At 64.8% G+C, this 22589-nt stretch carries 18 protein-coding genes; 11 read left to right on the forward strand and 7 right to left on the reverse strand.

Annotated elements, in window-relative coordinates:
• The first annotated feature begins 287 nt into the window (after nucleotides 1-287).
• The gene (locus tag DOM56_RS08665) at nucleotides 288-1415 is read left to right on the forward strand and encodes a GlxA family transcriptional regulator (protein WP_110708389.1); all 1128 of its coding nucleotides are present in this window, start codon (nucleotides 288-290) and stop codon (nucleotides 1413-1415) included.
• A 102-nt stretch (nucleotides 1416-1517) separates the two neighbouring features.
• Here the strand turns inward: DOM56_RS08665 and DOM56_RS08670 are convergent, their stop codons facing one another.
• Genes DOM56_RS08670 through DOM56_RS08680 form a run of 3 tightly spaced genes read right to left on the reverse strand, consistent with a single transcriptional unit; the run spans nucleotide 1518 to nucleotide 3146 of the window.
• Nucleotides 1518-1865 carry an AzlD domain-containing protein gene (locus DOM56_RS08670; RefSeq protein ID WP_110708390.1) on the reverse strand — a complete coding sequence of 116 codons (348 nt, stop codon included), beginning with the start codon at nucleotides 1863-1865 and terminating at the stop codon, nucleotides 1518-1520.
• A complete protein-coding gene (locus tag DOM56_RS08675; RefSeq protein WP_110708391.1) occupies nucleotides 1862-2608 on the reverse strand; it encodes an AzlC family ABC transporter permease in 747 nt (248 codons plus the stop codon). Before DOM56_RS08675 ends, DOM56_RS08670 begins: the two co-directional genes overlap by 4 nt.
• Nucleotides 2601-3146, reverse strand: coding sequence for a helix-turn-helix transcriptional regulator (locus tag DOM56_RS08680; protein WP_110708392.1), 546 nt, complete (start codon nucleotides 3144-3146; stop codon nucleotides 2601-2603). Before DOM56_RS08680 ends, DOM56_RS08675 begins: the two co-directional genes overlap by 8 nt.
• A gap of 268 nt (nucleotides 3147-3414) precedes the next feature.
• Between DOM56_RS08680 and DOM56_RS08685 the strand changes: the two genes are divergently transcribed.
• The 6 genes from DOM56_RS08685 (at nucleotide 3415) to DOM56_RS08710 (ending at nucleotide 11634) form a co-directional block, all read left to right on the forward strand.
• A complete protein-coding gene (locus DOM56_RS08685) occupies nucleotides 3415-4392 on the forward strand; it encodes a dipeptidase (RefSeq protein WP_110708393.1) in 978 nt (325 codons plus the stop codon).
• 181 nt (nucleotides 4393-4573) lie between these two features.
• Nucleotides 4574-5104: a DUF5943 domain-containing protein gene (locus DOM56_RS08690; protein WP_110708394.1), complete on the forward strand. Its 531-nt coding sequence runs from the start codon at nucleotides 4574-4576 to the stop codon at nucleotides 5102-5104.
• 119 nt (nucleotides 5105-5223) lie between these two features.
• Nucleotides 5224-7293, forward strand: a complete 2070-nt coding sequence (dgcA, locus tag DOM56_RS08695; RefSeq protein ID WP_110708395.1) for a dimethylglycine demethylation protein DgcA — start codon at nucleotides 5224-5226, stop codon at nucleotides 7291-7293.
• 201 nt (nucleotides 7294-7494) lie between these two features.
• Nucleotides 7495-9477 carry a (Fe-S)-binding protein gene (locus DOM56_RS08700; protein WP_110708396.1) on the forward strand — a complete coding sequence of 661 codons (1983 nt, stop codon included), beginning with the start codon at nucleotides 7495-7497 and terminating at the stop codon, nucleotides 9475-9477.
• Nucleotides 9474-10778 carry an electron transfer flavoprotein subunit alpha/FixB family protein gene (locus DOM56_RS08705; RefSeq protein ID WP_110708397.1) on the forward strand — a complete coding sequence of 435 codons (1305 nt, stop codon included), beginning with the start codon at nucleotides 9474-9476 and terminating at the stop codon, nucleotides 10776-10778. The genes DOM56_RS08700 and DOM56_RS08705 overlap by 4 nt, the downstream gene beginning before the upstream one ends.
• Entirely contained in the window at nucleotides 10765-11634 is an 870-nt protein-coding gene (locus tag DOM56_RS08710; RefSeq protein WP_232822233.1) for an electron transfer flavoprotein subunit beta, read from the forward strand. The genes DOM56_RS08705 and DOM56_RS08710 overlap by 14 nt, the downstream gene beginning before the upstream one ends.
• Here the strand turns inward: DOM56_RS08710 and DOM56_RS08715 are convergent.
• Nucleotides 11628-12251 (reverse strand): transglutaminase-like cysteine peptidase, encoded by a 624-nt coding sequence (locus DOM56_RS08715; RefSeq protein ID WP_110708398.1) that lies wholly within the window; start codon nucleotides 12249-12251, stop codon nucleotides 11628-11630. The two genes, DOM56_RS08710 and DOM56_RS08715, sit on opposite strands and share 7 nt — an antisense overlap.
• Before the next feature lie 162 nt (nucleotides 12252-12413).
• On the opposite strand from DOM56_RS08715, the gene DOM56_RS08720 reads away from it, so the two are divergent.
• Nucleotides 12414-12659 carry a hypothetical protein gene (locus DOM56_RS08720; protein WP_110708399.1) on the forward strand — a complete coding sequence of 82 codons (246 nt, stop codon included), beginning with the start codon at nucleotides 12414-12416 and terminating at the stop codon, nucleotides 12657-12659.
• Between the two features lie 21 nt (nucleotides 12660-12680).
• Here DOM56_RS08720 and fhuB read toward each other — a convergent pair whose 3' ends face one another.
• Entirely contained in the window at nucleotides 12681-14681 is a 2001-nt protein-coding gene (fhuB, locus tag DOM56_RS08725; protein ID WP_110708400.1) for a Fe(3+)-hydroxamate ABC transporter permease FhuB, read from the reverse strand.
• Nucleotides 14678-15604: an ABC transporter substrate-binding protein gene (locus DOM56_RS08730; RefSeq protein WP_110708401.1), complete on the reverse strand. Its 927-nt coding sequence runs from the start codon at nucleotides 15602-15604 to the stop codon at nucleotides 14678-14680. The genes fhuB and DOM56_RS08730 overlap by 4 nt, the downstream gene beginning before the upstream one ends.
• Nucleotides 15605-15893: 289 nt before the next feature.
• Between DOM56_RS08730 and DOM56_RS08735 the strand changes: the two genes are divergently transcribed.
• Nucleotides 15894-18062, forward strand: a complete 2169-nt coding sequence (locus DOM56_RS08735) for a TonB-dependent siderophore receptor (RefSeq protein ID WP_110708402.1) — start codon at nucleotides 15894-15896, stop codon at nucleotides 18060-18062.
• Between the two features lie 109 nt (nucleotides 18063-18171).
• Here DOM56_RS08735 and DOM56_RS08740 read toward each other — a convergent pair whose 3' ends face one another.
• Entirely contained in the window at nucleotides 18172-19461 is a 1290-nt protein-coding gene (locus DOM56_RS08740) for an aromatic ring-hydroxylating dioxygenase subunit alpha (RefSeq protein ID WP_110708403.1), read from the reverse strand.
• A 433-nt stretch (nucleotides 19462-19894) separates the two neighbouring features.
• Between DOM56_RS08740 and DOM56_RS08745 the strand changes: the two genes are divergently transcribed.
• Both DOM56_RS08745 and fdhA read left to right on the forward strand, forming a co-directional pair.
• Nucleotides 19895-21001, forward strand: coding sequence for a hybrid-cluster NAD(P)-dependent oxidoreductase (locus tag DOM56_RS08745; RefSeq protein ID WP_110598402.1), 1107 nt, complete (start codon nucleotides 19895-19897; stop codon nucleotides 20999-21001).
• 218 nt (nucleotides 21002-21219) lie between these two features.
• The gene (gene fdhA, locus DOM56_RS08750) at nucleotides 21220-22413 is read left to right on the forward strand and encodes a formaldehyde dehydrogenase, glutathione-independent (RefSeq protein ID WP_110598401.1); all 1194 of its coding nucleotides are present in this window, start codon (nucleotides 21220-21222) and stop codon (nucleotides 22411-22413) included.
• The last annotated feature ends 176 nt before the right edge of the window (nucleotides 22414-22589 follow it).

The raw sequence follows: 22589 nt of genomic DNA on the forward strand, positions 1-22589 counted from the left end.
TTCCGTTCGAATTGCGACATCGACGTAGCTGGAGGAGGCCGATCTGTTCTAAAAACGACATCAGGGTGCCTAATGGCGATGACGGTGTCGCGCAGAGATAAAAACGCATGCGTCGCATAGTCACAGGGATTACAGTCGAGACAGGCCGGTAGAGCCGCCGACAAGCCACGTGACGGTCACTGTCGAGCGCCGTTCGACATCGACGAAGTCGCCGTGGAAAGAGAGCGACAGACGCCAGGGAACTGCAATAACAATAACCGCCGAACCATCCTTGGAGGAGACATGACATGGCAATCACCCCCGCTCGTGGTAGCGCCCCCACCCCCGCCGGCGCCGTGCCCGAACCGCAGACGCTTGGCTTCCTGCTGCTGGAAGATTTCACCCTGATTTCCTTGGCATCGGCCATCGAGCCGTTGCGCATGGCCAATCAACTCGCCGGACGCGAGCTCTATCGCTGGTACGTGATGACCATGGATGGCGCTCCCGTTCGAGCGAGTGATGGCATGCAGGTGACGCCGGATGCCAGCGCCTATTCGCCGCTGCGGCTGGACTGGCTGGTGGTGTGCGGCGGAGTTGCGCCACAGCGCTCGGTGACGCCGGCCCTGCTGACCTGGCTGCAGAGTCGTCAGCGCCAGCTGCGGCGGGTGGGGTCGGTCTGTACCGGCAGTTGGGCGCTGGCCCAGGCGGGGCTGCTCAACGGTTACGACGCCAGTATCCACTGGGAGTGTCTGGCCGCGATCCAGGAAGCGTATCCGCGTACCGCGTGGAGCACGCGGCTATTCTCGATCGACCGCGACCGCTTCACCGCCTCGGGCGGCACGGCACCGCTGGACATGATGCTCAACCTGATCGGGCGCGACCATGGTCGCGAGCTGTCGGCGGCCATCTCCGAGATGTTCATCTACGAGCGGGTTCGCGGCGAGGAGGACCAGCAGCGGGTGCCGCTCAAGCATGTGCTCGGCACCACCCAGCCGAAGCTGCTCGAGATCGTGGCGTTGATGGAAGCCAATATCGAGGAGCCGATCGAGCTCGACGAGCTGGCCAGCTACGTGGATGTCTCCCGGCGCCAGCTCGAGCGGCTGTTCCAGCGCCATCTGCACTGCTCGCCGTCGCGCTACTATCTCAAGTTGCGGCTGACGCGGGCCAGGCAGCTGCTCAAGCAGACACCGCTGCCGATCATCGAGATCGCTTCCGCCTGCGGCTTCGTCTCCACCCCTCACTTCTCCAAGTGCTATCGCGAGTACTTTGGCACGCCGCCGCGCGAGGATCGGGGCGAGACCCTGAAGATTCGTCGACTGGAGCCTGCGGCGATCCCGCTGGCGGGCAACGATTCGCTGATGCAGTCCAGCAGTGCAACGGTGGCGCTGAGCCACGCCAGGGGAGAACCGACCTACGCCAGTATCGCGCTGGGCTGAGCGAGGCGGCTCTCGCTTCCGGATCGGGCGGCCCTTGTGCCGCCCGTTGTCGTTGCGCGGTCAACTGCCGCGACGCCTCTGGTCCCGGCACCCGGACAGAGGCTAGATGACGACCCTGGCCAAGATCACCACGATCCCGAACGTCAGCACCCCGCCTATCACCGGCCAACCCAGAGAACGGGTTTTACGCCAGACGACGAGGGTGACGCCCAGTCCGACGACCGTCGCCAGCCAGCCCGCAGGGTCGGGCGTGCGCGGCATCAGCGAGACCCCCAGGACGGCAGCGATCATCATTGGCCCCAGCACTACCAGCCACTTTGGCAGGGAGTCGACGGCGGCATCCCCATCGCGATGTTTCAGGCGCCGCTGCATCCAGAGCAGTGGCAGCAGTCGGATCAGGTAGGTGCCCAGCGCGGCCACGGTCATGCCCAGCCAGAGTTCAAGGCTCATCGGCGTTTCCCTCCCCCCGCTCTTCCCGCCACGGCTGTCTCCGGCAGTCGAACCAGATAGAAGCAGAGCGCCCCGCAGGCGGCAGCCAGCGGGATCCCGATATTGGTCAGCCCGGTCAGGGTGCAGAGCAGGGCAGCGACGATACTGATACCGAGCGCGAGCGCCCAGCGCCTGGAAGTGATGCGCGGCACGAGCAACACCAGAAATAGTGCCGGCAGCGCAAACGGCATCACCTCACTCAGCAGGGGCCAGCGGCGGGTCAGCCACTCGCCGGCGACCGCGCCCAGCAACGAGCCGGCGATCCAACTGAGCCAGGCCAGCAGGGCGGCGCCGAAAAACCAGCCCACCCGGCTTGCTGCCGGCAGTTGTGGCAAGCGGCTGTGGGCCAGGGCGAAGATCTGGTCGGTCATACCGTGCATCAACCATGGCCACCAGCGACTCTTCGGCAGCCAGGGCGCAAGATTGGGGGCGTAGACGACATGGCGCACGTTGATCAGCAGTGTCAGCGCCACGGTCAGCCACAAGGGTGAGCCGCTGGCGATCATGCCGACGAACAGGAACTGCGACGCCCCGGCATAGATCAGTGTCGAGATCGCCAGGGTCTCTACCGTGCTGAACCCCGCCTGAGTGGAGATCAATCCGAACGAGACGGCCACCGGGATGTATCCGCCCAGCAGGGGTATCGCTTCACGGACGCCGATCAACCACGCGTTCGGGGATGGCGGCATGTCGGTATCAGCCATTCGATGTTTCTCCCCTGGCGTAGACGATGGTGACCAGTAGCGTCGCCCCCATGTCGCTGGCGCGATAGTCGTGAGCTCGATCGGCAGCGAATGTAAAGACCTCCCCGGCGGCAAGCTGGTGCGGCGCCCCCGACGGCCCTACCGATATACGGCCCTCGACGACCTGCAAGGTTTCCCGGGTGCCTGGTGGGTGAGGTTCTGCATGTCGAGTCGTTCCGGGGGCGCAGCGCATCAGGTAGACATCGACGGCCGGCTCGTCGTGACGCTGATGATGACTCTGCTCGACTAGGCGCACGCTGACGCCATTCTCTTCCACCGGTGTCGCGACGGGGGCTACCAGAGTGCCGAACGGTACCCCCAGCGGCTTCGCCAGGCGCCACAGTGTGTCGATGGTCGGGTTGCCGCTCCCCTGCTCAAGGCGGGACAGGTTCGACTTGGCGATCCCTGCCCGAGCCGCCAACTGCGTCAGTGACAGGCCCTGCGCCTGACGCAGCGCCTGAAGATGCCGTCCCAGAGTTTCCAGCGCAGTCTCGTCCATGGGCGAATGGGTCCGATCGTTCTTTATATGGAACGTTCTATATAAAGAACACGTCGGCGTCAATCATGCTGTCGCTCGGTGGCTTTCGTAGCCCTGAGGCTGTCGCAGGCAGACAAGCGGGCGTGGCGCAATCGGAACACTGGGATTCGCTTTCGGTCGCCGAGGCGAGGGGGGCCGGGGATATGCTGCGCGGAACAATCGTTTTCGGGCTTCCGGTCAACTGCCGCGACGGCTGCCGAAGGCGCACAAAACCCAGGAGGATTTCCGCATGTCGACCTCATCCGTGCACGACGATGCCATCATCATCGACGGCCTGATCATTGCCAAATGGGACCGCGCCCTGTTCGAGGACATGCGCAAGGGCGGCCTGACCGCGGCCAACTGCACGGTGTCGGTATGGGAGGATTTCGAGTCCACCGTCGACAACATCGTCGCCGTCAACCAGCTGATGCGAGACAACGCCGAGCTGGTGCGCCCGGTGCATACCACCCGCGACATCGCCCGGGCCAAGGAGGAGGGCAAGACCGGCATCATCCTCGGCTTCCAGAACGCCTACGCCTTCGAGGACAAGCTGGGCTACATCGAGATCTTCAAGAAGCTCGGCGTGGGCATCACCCAGCTCTGCTACAACACCCAGAACCTGGTCGGTACCGGCTGCTACGAGCGCGACGGCGGCCTCTCCGGCTACGGTCGCGAGGTGATCGCGGAGATGAACCGGGTCGGCATGATGTGCGATCTCTCCCACGTCGGCTCGAAGACCTCGGAGGAGATCATCCTCGAGTCGAGCAAGCCGGTCTGTTACTCCCACTGCCTGCCCAGCGGTCTCAAGGAGCACCCGCGCAACAAGTCCGACGACGAGCTCAAGTTCATTGCCGACCACGGCGGTTTCGTCGGGGTGACCATGTTCACGCCCTTCCTCAAGGCCGGCGTCAACGCCACCGTCGAGGATTACGTCGAAGCGATCGTCTACATCATGAACATCGTCGGCGAGGATGCCATCGGCATCGGTACCGACTTCACCCAGGGCCAGGACGAAGCCTTCTTCGAGTGGCTGACCCACGACAAGGGCTACGCCCGCCGTCTGACCCGCTTCGGCGAGATCATCAATCCCAAGGGCATCCGCACCATCGGTGAGTTCCCCAACCTGACCCAGGCGCTGCTCGACCACGGCCTGTCCGAGCCGGTGGTGCGCAAGATCATGGGCGAGAACTGGGTGCGAACGCTAAAGGATGTCTGGGGGGAATGATCGGCTACGAGCTTCGAGTCCCGGGCGATGAGCAGGTTCTCGAATCTCGCGGCGTTTGGCGCTCGATTAACGGAAATCCGCACAATCCTGCTCGTAGCTCGTAGCTCGTAGCTCGTAGCTCGTAGCTCGTAGCTCGTAGCTCGTAGCTCGTAGCCAGAGAACAATTTTTGAGGTAACCGATATGACCCAGATGGCTCCCGAACTGCCGATCAACGTCGATAGCGACACCGGTGTCTGGACCACCGATGCGCTACCGATGCTCTACGTGCCGCGCCACTTCTTCATCAACAATCACGTCGCCATCGAGGAGGCGCTGGGCGCCGAGACCTACGCCAGGCTCCTCTACGACGCCGGCTACAAGTCCGCCTGGCACTGGTGCGAGAAGGAAGCCGAGCTGCACGGTCTCGAGGGCGTGGCGGTCTTCGAGCACTACATGAAGCGGCTGTCCCAGCGTGGTTGGGGGCTGTTCATCACCGAAGCGATCGATCTCGACGCCGGCACCGCCAAGGTGCGTCTGGAGCACTCCTGCTTCGTCTACCAGTTGGGCAAGACCGGCAAGAAGGAAGAGTACATGTTCACCGGCTGGTTCGCCGGCGCCATGGACCAGATTCTCGAGGCCCGTGGCAGCAGCCTGCGCACCCGTGCCGAGCAGACCCAGAGCGGTGCCGAGGCGGGCTGCGAGGTCGGCTACTTCGAAGTGGCGCCGCGCTGAGGGCGGCGCCGATACGCCTCGCGATAGATAGCAATAATTCAAGCAATTCCGTGTACTGAAGAACTCGTGGCGGCCGCGCCTGACCCCAGGGCAGTGCGAGTTCGAGGAGATGACCGGCCATGGCCCATGAAGCACTATTCAAGCCGATCCAGATCGGCAAGTTGACCATCCGCAATCGCGTGGTGAGCACCGCCCACGCCGAGGTCCACGCCACCGACGGCGGCATGACCACGGATCGCTACGTCAAGTATTATGAAGAGAAGTCGAAAGGCGGCTGTGGGCTCTGCATCTGCGGCGGCTCTTCGCCGGTCTCTATCGACAGCCCGCAGCAGTGGTGGAGCTCGGTCAACGTCTCCACCGATCGCATCATCCCCCACTTCCAGAATCTTGCCGATGCCGTTCACAAGCATGGCGGCAAGATCATGATCCAGATCACCCACATGGGACGACGCTCGCGCTGGGACGGCCACAACTGGTCGACCCTGCTGTCGCCTTCCGGCATTCGTGAGCCGGTCCACCGCGCCACCTGCAAGACCATCGAGGAGGAGGAGATCTGGCGCATCATCGGTGATTTCGCCCAGGGCGCGCGACGGGTCAAGGAGGGTGGGTTGGACGGCTGCGAGCTCTCCGCGGTCCACCAGCATCTGATCGACCAGTTCTGGAGCCCGCGCGTCAACAAGCGCACCGACCAATGGGGCGGCAGCTTCGAGAATCGCATGCGCTTCGGCATGGAGGTGCTCAAGGCGGTGCGTGCCGAGGTCGGCGACGACTTCTGCGTCGGCATGCGCATCTGTGGCGACGAGTTCCATCCGGATGGTCTGTCCCATGACGACATGAAGCAGATCGCCGCCTACTACGATGCCACCGGCATGGTCGACTTCTTCGGCGTCATCGGCTCGGGCTGCGACACTCACGACACCCTCGCCAACGTCATCCCCAACATGTCCTACCCGCCGGAGCCGTTTCTGCACCTGGCGGCGGGCATCAAGGAGGTGGTCTCGGTTCCGGTCATCCACGCCCAGAACATCAAGGATCCGACCCAGGCCGAGCGTATCCTCGAGGGCGGCTATGTCGACCTGGTGGGGATGACCCGGGCGCACATCGCCGACCCCCACATCATCGCCAAGATCAAGGCGGGGCAGACCGACCAGATCCGCCAGTGCGTTGGCGCCAACTACTGCATCGACCGTCAGTACCAGGGGCTCGACGTGCTCTGCATCCAGAACGCGGCGACCTCGCGGGAGTACATGGGGCTGCCGCATATCATCGAGAAGAGTACCGGCCCCACGCGCAAGGTGGTGGTGGTCGGCGGCGGGCCCGGCGGCATGGAAGCGGCGCGGGTGGCGGCGGAGCGCGGCCACGACGTGACCCTGTTCGAGGCCGAACCGCAGCTCGGCGGCCAGATCACGCTGGCGGCCAAGGCGCCACAGCGCGACCAGATCGCTGGTATCACCCGCTGGTACGAGATGGAGCTGGCGCGCCTTGGCGTGGAGATCAAGCTCGAGAGCCGTGCCGACGACGCAATGATTCGCGACCTGCAGCCGGACGTGGTGGTGCTGGCCAACGGCGGCCATCCGTTCCTCGAGCAGGTGCCCGAATGGGGCTACTCGGACAACCCCGACGAGAGCCTGGTGGTCAGCAGCTGGGACATCCTCGGCGGCAAGGTCGAGCCGGGCAAGAACGTGCTGGTCTACGACACCATGTGCGAGTTCAGCGGCATGTCCACCGCCGACTATCTCGCCAGCAAGGGCGCCACGGTGGAGATCGTCACCGATGACACCAAGCCCGGCGTGGCGATCGGCGGCACCACCTTCCCGACCTACTACCGCAGCCTCTATCAGCAGTCGGTGGTGATGACCGGCGACCTGGGGTTGCACAAGGTCTATCGCGAAGGTGACAAGCTGGTGGCGCTGCTCGAGAACGAGTACACCGGCGAGCACGAGGAGCGAGTGGTCGACCAGGTGGTGATCGAGAACGGCGTGCGTCCGGACGAGTCGCTCTACTACGCGCTCAAGGAGCGCTCACGCAACAAGGGGCAGATCGATCTCGAGGCGCTCTACGCGGCGACGGCGCAGCCGACCCTGGCCGAGAGCGGCGAGTTCGCACTGTTCCGGCTGGGGGACTGCGTGGCGCAGCGCAATACGCATGCGGCGATCTATGATGCGCTCCGCCTCTGCAAGGATCTGTGAGGGGAACGGACTGCGCTCGACGATACGGCGTTGAATTGCTCGTCGCCATGCTCATGGACAACCGCGTCCACTCCGCTGGCTCCTCACAATTCGCCTGGTCTCGTCCTCGCTCGTAGCCGTTCCATGTCGAAGGAGAGGTAGGGCATCGCTGGCGGCACGTGTTGAAACGACCGGCGTCAGCGACTTTTTTGGAGAAGCACCATGTTGCAGACGCTACTCCCCATTCTGATCTTTGCCGCGCTGGCGGTGGGTGCGGCGGGCGCGGTACGCCGCATCCGGCTGTGGCGCCAGGGGCGGCGATCCCCGATGGGCTGGCACCGTCTGGTGCGTATGCCCAAGCGCTATCTCAATGACCTGCACCACGTCGTCGCCCGCGACAAGGCGATCGCCCATACCCACGTGGCCACCGCCGGCGGCTACGTGGCCGCCATGGCGCTGGCGCTGGTGGTTCACGGCTTCGGCTGGCGCAATCCGATCCTCGGCGGGCTGCTGCTGGCGGCGAGCCTGGTAATGTTCGTCGGCACCATCGCGGTGAATCTGCGCCGGGTGAATCCGCCGCCCAAGCTCTCCAAGGGCCCCTGGCAGCGACTGTCGAAGAGTCTGCTCGCCTACTCGGTGGGCATGTTCCTGGTCAGCCTGCCGCTGGTGGGCGTGGCGCCGACCACCCTCGGCGGCGGCGTGCTGGCCATCGTCCTGTCGGCCGTGCTGGTCTGGGGCCTGCTGGAGATGGTGGTCGGCATGGGCTGGGGCGGGCCGATGAAGCACGCCTTCGCCGGCTCCTTCCATCTGGCCTTCCATCGGCGCCCCGAGCGGTTCGACGACAATCACCCGGATGCCGGCCATGACGTTCATCGTGGCAGTCGCTCCACCGCACTCTTCCCGCTGGATCTCACGGCGAAGACGCTCGGCGTGGAGAAGCCCGCCGACTTCCAGTGGGAGCAGCTGCTCGGGTTCGACGCCTGCGTCCAGTGCGGCCGCTGCCAGAACGTCTGCCCGGCCTACGCCGCCGGGCAGCCGCTCAACCCCAAGAAGCTGATCCAGGACATGGTCGTGGGCATGGCCGGCGGCAGCGATGCTCGCTACGCCGGCTCCGGCTATCCCGGGATCGAGGTCGGCAAGCACCATGGCGGGCCGAATGCGCCGATCGTGCCGCAACTGGTCGAGGCCCAGACGCTATGGGCGTGCACGACGTGTCGCGCCTGCGTCGAGGAGTGCCCGATGATGATCGAGCACGTCGACGCCATCGTCGACATGCGCCGCTTCATCACCCTGGAGAAGGGCGAGACCCCGGAGAAGGGCGCGGCGGCGATCGACAACCTGATCGCCACCGACAACCCCGGCGGGCTCGACAACGCCTCGCGCCTGGACTGGGCGGCGGATCTGGAGATGCCGCGCATCCAGGATTGCCCCGAAGGGGTCGACGTGCTGCTGTGGCTGGGCGACGGCGCCTTCGACATGCGCAACCAGCGCACCCTGCGCGCCCTGGTCAAGATCCTCCGCGCCGGTGGTGTGGACTTCGCCGTGCTGGGTGACGAAGAGCGCGACAGCGGCGACGTCGCCCGGCGCCTGGGCGACGAGGCGACCTTCCAGCGCCTCGCCGAGCGCAATATCGCCACGCTGTCGCGCTATCGCTTCCAGCGCATCGTCACCGCCGACCCGCACAGCTTCCACGTGCTGGGCCGTGAATACCGCGCCTTTGGCGGGGACTACCGGGTGCTCCACCACTCGACCTTCATCGCCGAGCTGTTCGATGGCGGTCGCATCAGCGTGGAAGCTCCGGCCCAGGCCGAGACCGTCACCTACCACGATCCCTGCTATCTGGGCCGCTACAACGGGGAGTTCGCCGCGCCACGTCAGGTGCTCGCCGCCCTCGGGCTGGAAGTCGCCGAGATGGAGCGCTCCGGCTATCGCTCGCGCTGCTGCGGCGGTGGCGGCGGCGCGGCACTCTCCGACGTGCCCGGCAAGGCGCGCATCCCCGACATGCGCATGGAGGATGTGCGTGAGACCGGGGCGACAACCGTTGCCGTGGCCTGCCCCCAGTGCACGGCGATGCTCGAGGGTGTGGTCGAGCCGCGCCCGCGCATTCTCGATATCGCCGAGATGGTCGCCGCCGCGCTGGTGGAGCCGGCCGCGGCATCGACCACGCGTACCAGCACTGAAGCGCCTGAGGAGGTTCCGGCATGAGTGTCAGACGAATCGACCCGCACGCCGAACGCGCCCGGCGCAATCGGCTGCACCCGCGCCATCACGAATTCGCGCGTCCGGCCTGGCGATGGACCAGCGCCGACGGGGTGACGCGCGTCAATCCCCATGCCCTCGGCGCCATCGGCCCCAACGGCGTCAAGCGCATCGACCGCAGCGGCGCCTCGGTGGAGGCGAACCCGGCGGCGGCTTCGACGAGCGCGGAACCGGCGCGGCGTCAGATCGTCATCGATCAGCCGCTGGGCCATATCGTGGTCGTGCCGGAGCTGCCGGAAGGGCGGCTCAACGATCATGACCGAGACCTGTTCGGCCTCGCCCGTCAACTCGCCGACGGCCATGACCTGGCGGTGACGGCTGTGACCTTTCTCGGCAGTGTCGCCGGCTTCGAGGAGGCCGGCGCGGACCGCGTCGTCGATCTCTCCGCGAGAGTCGGTAGCGGTTACGATCCGGTATCGCGGCTGGCGGCGCTCGTCGATGTCGAAGCGGGACTGTCTCCCCGGCACTGGATCTTCGCCGATTCGCTACCGGATGGCGGCGACCTGGGAAGGCGGCTGGCGGCGCGTCTCTCGAATCAGGGCGCGAGCGATGGCGCGGGTGGTGCCCGTCCGGCGACCCGGGTCTGGCAGCTCAGTGAGGGCAAGACGCTCTCCCGGGCGGGGGACCGCCAGGACATCCTGCGCGACGTTGCCCGTGTGTTGCTGGCGCTGCCGGAGTGCGCCGAGCCGGTCAGCGAGACGCGCCACGAGGCGCGGCCGATCGATCTCGAAGCACTGCCTGAGACGCCTCGCCAAGCCGAGATGATCACGGCGACCGCCGGTATGGTCGACCGCGGCCGTGTCGCCGTCGACCCCCAGGAGATCCCGCTCGCCCAGGCACCGTTCATTCTCTCCGCTGGGCGCGGGGTGTCGGACTGGGAAGGCTATCACCACGCCGCCCGCGTGCTGGGCGCCAGCGAGGGCGCCTCCCGGGTGGCGGTGGACGACGGCTACATGCCGCGCCCGCGCCAGGTCGGTGCCACCGGCACCTTCGTCACCGCGAGCTGCTACGTCGCCGTGGGCATCTCCGGGGCGGTCCAGCACCTGCAGGGCATCGCCAAATGCCAGCGGGTGATCGCGATCAACAACGACCCGAGCTGCGACATGGTCAAGCGTGCCGACCTGGCGCTGATCGCCGACGGCGATGCGGTACTGGCGGCGGTCTGCAGGCGGCTCGGCCAGCCGCGAGAGCAAACCGGTCCGGACGGGTCGTGGACGGATGAGGAGTCTCGACATGCCGCAGCCTGAACCCCGAGACACCGCGAAAATGCCTCAGCGGGTGAAGACGGCGGCGCTGGTGTCCAGCGGCCGCCACCCGGTCTCAGGGCGCGCCGGGCGCGCCCGCGAGGACGCTCGCGCCGTCGAGATGGGGCTGTCTCTGGTCGGCGCCGACCTGTCGCTGGCCCACGCCGGCGACCCGGAACAGGCTTCGCTGCGGGAGTCCCTGCAGGGATATCTGGGGATGTATCACGGCCTCGACGATGACCGGGATGGTCAGCTGTCGCTCTTGCCGCTGGGTGAGGGCGGGGATGCGGTACCGCTGCTGGCGGCGTGGCTCGAGCGCAGTGGCGTGAGACTGGCGTTGACCGGCCAGCGCGCCGAGTGCGGCGAAGGCTCGGGCATGGTCGGCTATCTGCTTGCCGAGCGGCTGGGCTGGGCAATCGCCACCGGCGTCGCCGCCATCGAACATTGCGACGGGGAGCGCGTGACGGTACTGCAGGCGCTACCCCAGGGCCAGCGTCGGCGACTCGAAGTCCGCCTGCCGTGTCTGATTGCGGTGGACGCTGTCGCCGAGGCGCCACGTCAGAGCGCCTTCGGTCCGGCGCGACGCGGACGCATCGATATCGTCGACGATCTGCTGCCACCGGACGAGTCGCCCCTCGACGCCGACAGCGCGGACTGGCACTGGCAGCCGGCCCGCGCGCGACCCAAGCGCCTCAAGGTGGTGAAATCGACCAATGCGCGGGATCGTTTCAAGGCGGCCGCGGCCAAGTCCTCCGCGTCCGGTGGTCAGGTGCTGACCGACCTCTCGCCGGAGGAGGCCGCCGAGAAGCTGATCGATTATCTGCGGGCGGAGAAGATCCTCGCGCAGGACGATCAGTAGTCCATCAGCCGAGGCATCCGCTCCGATAGCCGCTGGCCGCCGAGCACGATGCGCGCCGGATCGACGGCGTGAAAGCGACCGTCGCGAAAGTGCTCGGCGTGGTGGGCGTCGAACGCGACCAGCGGTTTCAGGTCGGTACGCTTCGACTCGGGCAGCATCATCAGCGTCAGGTTGTCGAGAATCAGGTGGCTGCCGTCGTCCTGGCGGTAGCGCAGTACCGCATGATAGGTCGGGGTGAGGGTGTCGTCGGCGGCGAGAAAATCCAGGCGTGACACCGGGGTGCCCGCCTGGATCAGGATCTGGTACTTGGCGATGGCGAAGTCCTCGCAGTCGCCGTAGCCATCGCGGACCAGGCGATCGAAGCCCTTCCAGGTATCCACCTTCTCGAATTGCTGGCGGGCGGCGTTATTGATCACGCGATTGACGAAAGCCAGCCGGTCTTCGCCCCGACGTTGGCTGGCCTGGGCCACGAACTCCTCCCGGGTGAGTGTCACGGCCGTGGCGCTGGGATCGTCCCAGTAGGTAAAGGCAGCGGCGTGGGCCGTCGTCGGCAGTACCGCAAGCAGCAGATAGGCCAGGCGCCGAAGACGAGGGAAGAGAAGAGCGATCGCGGACATGCGTCTCCATGAGTGACACCGAACTTCGTGAAACCGACATGGCGACGTTTCGGGTATCGACGCAGCCTGTCACGATGCGATAGATAATAGAACATGCGGCCGGCCCGAGGGCCATGCCCTGATAGCGACTTGCAAGGCAACATTGTCGAACGGAGGTGGATCATGATGATCGTCGATCTCATCGATGGCGAGGACTTTCGTCAACGGCTGGTCTCGCTGGGGGTGCGTATCCCCGAGGAGGCGTGCCCGGAGAGCTGCGCGCGGCTGGCGGCGGGATGTCATCGCGCGCGGGGCGTCGAGGGGCTGGAGCCCGCCATCCGCGATCTGATGCAGCACACCGACGTGATGTTGCCATCGGTGCGGGAGGCGATAGAGCGCCATCTGCTGCCGGCCTTTAGCGCTGCTTGATCGCTGCTTCCCGAAGCAGCGCTAGAGGCGGCGCAATCCCCACATGAAGTAGACGCCGCCGATCAACGCGGCGATCAGGCCCGCCGGCAGTTGATAGGGGAAAAACAGATTCCTGCCCAGCCAGTCGGCGGTCACCATGACCAGCATACCCAGCAGACCGGCGCCGAGCATCTGATGCCTGGCGCCGTGGAATCCCATCAGGCGCGCCATGTGCGGGGCCATCAGGCCGACGAAGGAGAGTGGCCCGATCACCAGGGTCGCGGCGACGGTCAGCAGGGCGACCAATGCCAACAGCACCAGTCGGCTGCGATCCACGTCGACGCCGAGCGCCTTGGCGGTGGGCGCGCCCAATGGCAGCAGTGTCAACCAGCGCTGCAGAGGTAGCGTCAGCGCCAGCAGGAGGATGGCGATTGCCACGATCCAGCCGCTCGATGTCAGGCTGGCATAGTAGGTCGACCCACCCAGCCACGAGAGCAACTGCTGCGCCCTTGGATCCTCGCTGGCCAGCACGATGGCGCGCATGGCGTCCAGCAGCGACGAGATGGCGATGCCGGTCAGCAGTAGCCGCTCCGGTGCGAAGCCACTGCGGCGGTTGCAGACGATCAGGACCAGTAGCGCTACCGTGGCCCCGCTGAAGCCCATGACCGAACCGCTCAGTGGCGCGATGCCGAGCGGCAGCAGCATCAGCGCGATCACGCCGATCGCGACGCCGGCACTGATGCCGAGGACCTCGGGACTGGCCATGGGGTTGCCGGTCATCCGCTGCAGCAGGGTGCCGGCGATGGCCAGCATCAGCCCCGCCGCTGCGGCCGTGGCCACTCGCGGCAACCGCCAGTCGACGATGAGCGACAGGTCACCCGTGCCTGCCACACTGGGATAGAGGGTGTGGCTGTCGAGCATGAAGCCGACAAGCAGCGCCAGCGCGCAGGCAACGACCGTCAAGCCCGCCAGCGCCCACAGGCGGAGGTGTGGCCGTGCCAGGCGTGGCATGGTCAGCCCCGTGCTGGGCGCGGGCCGTGATCCACCGACCCGCAGGCGCGGCAAAAGCCACAGCAGCAGCGGGGCGCCTAGCGCCGCCGTCATGGCGCCGGTCGGCAGTAACGAAGCAGTGAACGGAGATAGCTGCTGAACGGCGAGATCCGTCACCGCGAGCAGAAGAGCCCCCAGAATCATCGACCAGACGAGCCGTTGGGACAGCGTGCGGGCGCCGGAGAGCCTTGCGATGGCCGGCGATGCGAGGCCGATGAAACCGATCAGGCCGATGGCGCTGACCACGCAGGCGGTGATGAATATCCCCAGGCCCAGGCCGGCGAAACGCAGCTTGCGCAGCGAGATGCCGAGGCTCTTGGCGCCGTCCTCCTCGAGATCGAGCAGCGCCAGCGGCCGCAGCAGCAGCAGCAGTGCCACCACCACCACGATACCCAGGCGCAGCAGCAGGAAACGGGTGTCGTGCCAGCTATCCTGGGCCAGCGCTCCCGACCCCCAGATGAACAGCCCCGACAGGCTCTCCTGGTGAAACAGCAGCAGTGCACTGTTGATCGCGCTGAAATAGAGGCTGACCACCATCCCGGAGAGTACCACCACCATCGGCGCCAGGCGTCGCTTCCAGGAGAGCGCGAAAACCAGCAGCATCGCCACGGTGCCGCCGGCCAGGGCGATCCACTCCTTCCCCGCCAGCATCCAGCTCGGCGCCCACAGCGTCGCGACGACCAGCGCCAGTTGCGCACCGCTGGTGACGCCAAGCGTCGCCGGCGACGCCAGCGGATTGCGTAACACCTGCTGCATCAGGCAACCCGCCAGGGCCAGGGCCGCGCCGCCCAGCAGCGCGACCAGCAGCCTCGGCACGAAGGTGTAGTGCATCACGATCTGACGGATCTGGTCATCGTCGGGGGCAACGATGGATTGCCACCAGAACCCGGAAAGATCGCCGAACCGGGTATGCAGGGTCGCGGCTGCCAGGCCGACCGCCAGTAGCAGCAGGGCGAGGGCGAACCAGGCGGGGGAGCGCGTGCGAAGCGTCATGGCGCCTGACCCTCGACGGAAGAGACGAGAGACGTATCGGCGGTGGGGGGCTGGGTGGCGACATCGACCAGCGAACGGGCCAAGCGCTGCAGTGAAATCAGCCCCCCGTAAGGCCAGACGGGGTCGATGAAGCTCACCCGCCCCGCGCGGACCGCCGGCAGGTGCTGCCAGATCTGATTGTCGCCCAGGGCCTCTTCCACGCCTCTGGGATAAGGCTTGATGACGACGATGCGCGCCTCTGGCCTCTCCGCCAGCCGATCGATCGGGATGCTGGCGTAGCCCCAGGCGTTGGTCGGACCGGTCCAGGCATTGGTGAGGCCGGTGCGGGAGAACAGTGTGCCCACCATATTACCCTGGCCGAACACGCGGACGTGCTGCGCATCGCTGAACTGCACTAGATAGAGGGGCGTCTTCGCTCCTCGCAGGGCCCGAGCGGCGTGTGCGAGAACGGCGTCGGTTTCGGCGATCAGGGCCTCGGCCTGCGGCTGCCGGCCGGTCAGTCTCGCGATCTCGCGAGTCATCGCCAGCGTCGCCTCGTAATAGGGCCGGTCGGTGTAGAAGTTGTCGATCATCCTCACCGGCATCAGACGCTCCAGACGGGCGTTGTCGCGAGAGAACAGGGCGCTCGTCAGCAGCAGGTCGGGGGGATCCTGGGCCAGCAGTTCGAGGTTGGGCTCGTTGCGCAGACCCATGTCCAGCGTCGAATCGGGGATCGCCGGTGCCTTGACCCAGGCGTTGTAGTTGGGGATGTCCGACACCGCGTAGGGTTCGACCCCCAGGGCGACGAGGGTCTCGACGACGGTCCAGTTGGCGGCCGCGATTCGCGGCGGCTTCGAATCGGCGTCCGCCGGCGCGGTGCTCATCCCCAGCAGCACGGCAACCGCAAGTGCGAGGAGAGCGGGAAAAGAGCGAACACGCGGCAAAGTGACGGTTTCCTGGCGACGGGAAAAGTGGCACGGCGCTCATCCGGACAGCAACGCGGCGCCGGAGGATGCGGCTACGGGCGGTGATGGTAGATCGAATGACAATCGTTATCAATAAAGAACGGGGCTTGCGATTCGAGATTCTTGTACACATAAGAAGCGTTCTCATTTTCATTTTGCCGATGTGCGTATAGAATGCCGCGGAATATCTCTTTTCCTCAGACCGACGCGCGTTCCACCGGCTCTCGGTCCACTGCTTCTGTCGTCAGGCCAAAACAGGTTCAACAACATGACATCAGGGAACTCTTCTTCGGGAAATTGTCGCCAGGCCTGTCGCCTGGTGACGCTCGTAACCATCAGCGCTGTACCACTGGCGTCAACGGCCTGGGCTCAGAGCAACGGCGACACGCAGGCGTTGAACACGGTAACGGTGACGAGCACTGCGCCGACCTATGGCGATACGCCCCCGCCGGCTTTTGCCGGTGGCCAGATCGCCGCAGGTGGGCGTGTCGGCCTGCTGGGTGAAAAGGATGCGATGGACATCCCCTTCAGCGTGACCAGCTACACCAGCGAATTGATCGAGAATCAGCAGTCGCAAACCCTGGGCGATACGCTACAGAACGACGCTTCTGTCAGCGTGGGCCAGGGGTACGGCATCTACGGTGAAGCCTTCAAGATTCGCGGCTTCAACCTGACCGGCGACGACGTGGCCTACGGTGGCCTTTACGGCGTGCTGCCCCGCCAGCTCATCAACAGCGACATTGCCGAACGGATCGAGGTGTTCAAGGGTGCCAGTGCCTTCACCTCCGGTATCCCCATCGGTGGCAACGGTGGCATCGGCGGCACCGTCAATATCGAGCCCAAGCACGCCGGCAACGAGCCGATGCTCAAGCTCTCCAGCGGCTATCGTTCCGACAGCTACGGTGACGTGGGTGTCGACGCCAGCCGGCGCTTCGGTGACCAGCAGCAGTGGGGCGCGCGCGTCAGTGCGGTCCGTGGCCGAGGCGATACCGCCATCGATGATGAGAGCCAGCGCGACACATCGGTCGTCGTCGGCCTCGACTACCGTGGCGAGCGTGGACGCGTGCTGTTCGATTTTGGTCATCAGAAATCGACGCTGGAGGGTGGCCGCTCGAGTATCTACACCGGGGCGGCGACGGAAGTGCCCTCCGTGCCGGACGCCTCCTCGAACTACACGCCCGCCTTCGGGGGCTCCGAGCTCGAGACCAATTTCGGTATGGTGCGAGGGGAGTACGACCTGAACAATGATTGGACCGCTTTTGCCGCGGTTGGCGGTAACCGGACGATCGAGAATATCGTCTCGGCGAACCCAAGCCTGACCGATGACAGTGGAAACGCGACCGTCAACGATTTCGAGACCGGCAATCACATCGATAACTTTGCCAGTCAGGCCGGGATCCGCGGTTATGTCGTCACCGGGCCTGTGAGCCACGATGTGACGCTTGGCTACTCCAGCGCTTACCGCAAATTCGATTCAGACTGGAGCTTCTTGGCGGCGGGCACGACCAATATCTACGATCCCCAGGATTTGTCGCGACCAGAAGGCGATCCTTTTGTGGGAGGCAGCGTGACGCGAACCCGGTCTCAGGGTGTCACCCTGAGTGATACGCTCGGTTTCCTGAATGATCGGGTGTTGTTGACCCTTGGTGCCCGCTATCAGGAGCTGGAAGTCGACGAGCGTCCCAATGATGGCGGTAATAATCGTTATGCCGACCGCCGAGTGACTCCGGCGGTGGGCATTGTCTTCAAGGCGAATCCCAATATTTCGCTCTACGCCAACTATGTCGAAGCGCTGCAGGATGGTGGCACTGTCACCGATACCACGGCCTCGAACTATGGCGAGTATCTGGGCATCGCCCACGCCAAGCAGTATGAAGTGGGGACCAAGTTCGATTATGGCAACGTAGGCGGCGGCATCAGTCTGTTTCAGATCAAGCTTCCGACGGCAGCCGTGGTCGATGGTGTCGGCAACCTCGATAACGAGCAGCGCAACCGGGGCCTGGAGCTCAGCCTCTACGGCGAACCCCTCGATGGTCTGCGCCTGTTCAGCAGCGCGACTTGGATCGATGCCGAACTGACCAAGACCCAGGACGGCACCGAGGGTAATGATGCGACAGGCGTGCCCGAGTATCGCTTCGTGCTGGGCAGCGAGTGGGATGTGCCACATGTCGATCGCCTCACTGCGACTGGCCGCGTCATTCATACCGGTTCGCAGTATGCCGATACCGCCAATAATCTCGAATTGGACCCGTGGACGCGACTTGACCTTGGCATGCGCTACACCATGCCGATCGGTGGCGCGGACTGGGTATGGCGTGCCGGTATCGACAACGTCACCGACGAGGATTACTGGGCCGGCGCTTCCACGGCCTTTGCCGGCTATCTGATCCAGGGCGAACCGCGGACGTTCAAGCTGTCGGCAACGGTGGAGTTCTAGTTCGCGGATATCATCGCCATCAGCAAAAAGGCGCCTCCCTGGGGAGGCGCCTTTTTCATGGGGGGTGACCGGGAAAGCGTGGATTGCGCGCTGTCCAGTGGTGCCGCGACTACTGCGAGGCGACCTGCAACTGAGGCGATGTCTCGACGCCGAGATTGGCCCGCAGCGTCTCGCTGTACCAGTTGACGAAATCGATCACGCCGAACTCGTAGGTCTTGGAGTAGGGTCCTGGCTGATAGGCGCGTGAATTGATGCCGAGCTGGTTCTCCTCGGCCAGGCGGCGGTCCTGATCATTGGTGGCGTCCCAGACCTGGCGGAGACGTTCGGGGTCGTAGTCGACGCCTTCCACGGCATCCTTGTGCACCAGCCACTTGGTGGTGACCAGGGTCTCCTGAGGGCCGAGTGGCAGCACCCGGAACACCACCGCGTGATCGCCCATGAAGTGGTTCCACGAATTGGGCAGGTGCAGGATACGCAGCGAGCCCATATCCGCATTGGGTATATGGCCCATCAGTTTGTTGCAGCCTGGCTTGCCATCCATGGTCATCGAGACGATGCCGTCGATCAGTGGCGTGCGGGTGAGGCGATTGCGCTTGCCGAACCGGGCGAGCTGCCACGGTACCTCGCAGGCGGTCCAGTCGGCCTGCTTGCGGGCGACCAGGTCACGGTACTCGCCGGTGGAACGGGGGTCGTCGGTATCGTCGAACTCGATCAGCGAGTTGAGCAGTTCGGGATGGGCGCCGTTGCAGTGATAGCACTCGCGATTGTTCTCGAGCACCAGCTTCCAGTTGGCGCGTTCGACGATGTTCGACTCCACCGCGACCTTGACGTTGTCCATGTCGTAGGGCGACAGGTAGTGTTCCAGCGATACCAGGAAGTCGTCGATCGGCTCCGGGTTCTCGCTCAGGTTGACGAACACGAAGCCGCCGGCGCTCTTCACTGCCACGGGCTTGAGACCGTAGGCGCTCATGTCGAAATCGGCACCCATGTCGCTGCCTGCGAACAGCAGCCGGCCGTCGAGCTCGTAGGTCCACTGGTGATAGGGGCAGACCAGCTTGGCGACCTTGCCCTTGTCCTTCAGACATAGTCGCGAGCCACGATGGCGGCAGACATTATGGAACGCCTGGATTCGATTCTCGGCACCACGCACCACGATGATCGAGTTGCTGCCGATCTCGATCTTGAAGAAGTTGCCCTTGGCGGGGATCTCGCAGCTCATGCCGGCGAAGAGCCACTGCTTCTCGAACACTTCCTCCATGTCCAGCGCGAACAGTCGCGAGTCGTTGTAGAACGGCTGGGGCAGCGAGAACGTCGGGTCACGCTGGTCCAGCATTTCCGCTACGGCGGCGCGAGTCTCGGCAAGTGAACCCTCCAGACTGTCGCGTGGAAGTGGTGACATGGTCGCATCCTCATCGATAACAGGTGTGGGTCTTCCCGAACATGACCGCGGGAACGACCGGGTGGAATGGCTGTGGCGGTGCCGATTTTAAGCTGTCGGTCTGACTTTCGGCGAGTGTCGCTCAGGTGCTGGCGATGAAATTATCCAGCCGCGACACTCGTCGATGCCAGGCCGACCGCCAAGAACAAATGATCACCGGGGCGTCACACGTTGATACTGGGTCGGCGATGACGTCGCGCGGCTGTCACCGTGCGTCATTTTTCGTGCCGGTAGCGCCGTTTTGACGGTGGCTGGGGGTGGTTGACATGCCCGTGTCGTTGATAGGCAAGTCGGTCCGCGTCGGCGTGCGCAGAATCCGCTGAGGACGGTAATTCACCGGAAGCGGCTGAGCGGATTGGCATTCTCGCCCTGGCCATTTCCCCGATCGAGTGCGGTGACGATGGAATTCTTCAATCCGGTCAATACCCAAACCTGGACCAACGGCCGACATCAGGTACGTTGCGTCAAGGTGATTCAGGAAACCTGGAACGTACGAACGTTCTGTTTTATGGCCGACCAGCCGGTGATGTTCTTCTTCAAGCCGGGACAGTTCGTCACGCTGGAGCTAGAGATCGCCGGTCAGCCGGTGATGCGTTCCTACACGATTTCCAGTTCCCCCTCGATCCCCTATAGCTTCTCGATCACCGTCAAGCGGCTGCCGGGGGGGCAGGTCTCCAACTGGTTGCACGACAATCTCAAGATCGGTGACCCGATGGTGGTTCACGGGCCGGTCGGCGATTTCAACGTCATCGATCATCCGGCGGAGAAAGTGCTGATGCTCTCCGGCGGTGTCGGCATCACGCCGCTGATGTCGATGACGCGCTGGTTCTTCGATACCAATGCTGCCGTGGATCTCGAATTCATCCACTGTGCCCAGGCGCCCAACGACATCATCTACCACCGTGAACTGGTCCACATGTTCTCGCGGCTGCCGGAGTTCCGCCTGCATATCGTCTGCGAGCGCAGCGACGAGCTCAGCCAGGCCTGGTCCGGCTTTCGGGGCTATCTGACGAGGCAGATGCTGACGCTGATGGCACCGGACTATCTCGAAAGGGAAGTGTTCTGCTGCGGGCCGGCACCCTTCATGCAGGCGGTGCGCCAAGTGCTGCAGGAAGATGGCTTCGACATGTCGAGCTACCACCAGGAGTCCTTCGGCGCGACGCCGTTGAGCGTTCAGGAGGATGTGCTGGAACTCGCCGAGCAGGCCGAGGCCGATGCCGAGGAAGTCGATACGGCGACGCTGATACCGGTCGAATTCACCGGCAGTGGCAAGAGTATCCGTGTCAGTGAAAACGATACCATCCACTCGGCTGCCGCCAAGCTTGGGCTGCATATTCCCAAGGCCTGCGGGATGGGCATCTGCGGCACTTGCCGGGTCATGAAGCTGGAGGGCGAGGTCGAGATGGAGCATAACGGCGGCATTACCGAGGAGGACGAAGCGGAAGGTTTCATCCTGTCGTGCTGTTCGAAGCCGCGAGGAAAAGTCGTCATCGATTTCTGAGCCACGAGCCACGAGCCACGAGCCACGAGCCACGAGCAAAGCGCTGCAAGTGTTAGACCTTTGGACCTGACGACTGTCGTCGCGGCGTCATTCGATGGCGTGAAGAGACCGTTTCGACGTCGATGTAACTCCTAGTCTGGTCTCGCGCCTTCATGCGATGTCGTCGCCAGAGCGGCACGACACAAGGCATTCCGAGATCAGACCCAGGAGTCCACGCCATGTCTTCATCCGCCAACCGAGGCGTCGTCTTTCGCGGTGCCGGCAAGGTCGCCGTCGAGAGTATTCCCTTCCCCGAACTGGCGCTCGGCAGTCGCCAGTGTCACCACGGCGTCATTCTCAAGATATTGACCACCAACATCTGCGGCAGCGACCAGCACATGGTGCGTGGCCGTACCACCGCGCCGGAAGGGCTGGTGCTTGGCCACGAGATCACCGGCGAGGTGATCGAGTGCGGCCGCGATGTCGAGTTCATCAAGAAGGGCGACATCGTCTCGGTACCGTTCAACGTGGCCTGCGGCCGCTGCCGCAACTGCAAGCGCGGCGATACCCATATCTGCCTGCACGTCAACGGTGATCGCGCCGGTGGCGCCTACGGCTATGTCGATATGGGCGGTTGGGTCGGCGGTCAGGCCGAGTACGTGATGGTGCCCTATGCCGACTTCCAACTGCTCGTCTTTCCCGACAAGGAGCAGGCGATGGAGAAGATCCTCGATCTCACCATGCTCTCGGACATCTTTCCCACCGGCTTCCATGGCTGCGTGACCGCCGGTGTCCAGCCCGGGTCGACGGTCTATATCGCCGGTGCGGGTCCGGTAGGGCTGGCCGCCGCCGTCTCCGCCCAACTGCTGGGTGCGGCCTGCGTCATCGTCGGCGACATGAACGACAAGCGCCTCGATCAGGCGCGCAGCTTCGGTTGCGTCGGGCTCGACCTGAAGCAGGATGCCAGCATGTCGGAGCTGATCGAATCGGTCCTCGGCGTGCCGGAGGTCGATGCGGCGGTCGATGCGGTGGGATTCGAGGCCAACTGCCATGGCCACAACCATTCTCATGAGCAGCCGGCCACCGTGCTCAACGCCACCATGGAGATCACCCAGGCCGGTGGCCGGGTCGGCATTCCAGGACTCTACGTCACCGAAGACCCGGGCGCCGAGAGCGAAGACGCCAAGCACGGCAATATCTCGATGAAGTTCGGTCTCGGCTGGGCCAAGGCGATGTCGTTCCACACCGGCCAGACGCCGGCCATGCGCTATCAGCGCCAGCTGATGCAGGCGATCCTTCACGACAGGGTACAGATCGGCAAGGCGGTGAACGTGCAGACCATCTCGCTCGACGAGGCGCCCCAGGGGTACGCCGACTTCGACGGCGGCGCGGCGAAGAAATTCGTCATCGATCCGCATGGAACGCTCAAATAGCCACGAGCCACGAGCCACGAGCCACGAGCCACGAGCCACGAGCCACGAGTAGCGCCGGTTCCGGGGCGCTGTCAGAAGAGCCGGCGATGCCATGGGGCATCGCCGGCTCTTTTTCGTTTGGCTGGGCCAGCGAAAGGCAGCAGAATCGAGTCATGACGATCATCCGACAGGAACCC

Origin of the sequence: Salinicola sp. CR57 (assembly GCF_003206585.1) — a bacterium.
Lineage (GTDB): Bacteria > Pseudomonadota > Gammaproteobacteria > Pseudomonadales > Halomonadaceae > Salinicola > Salinicola lusitanus.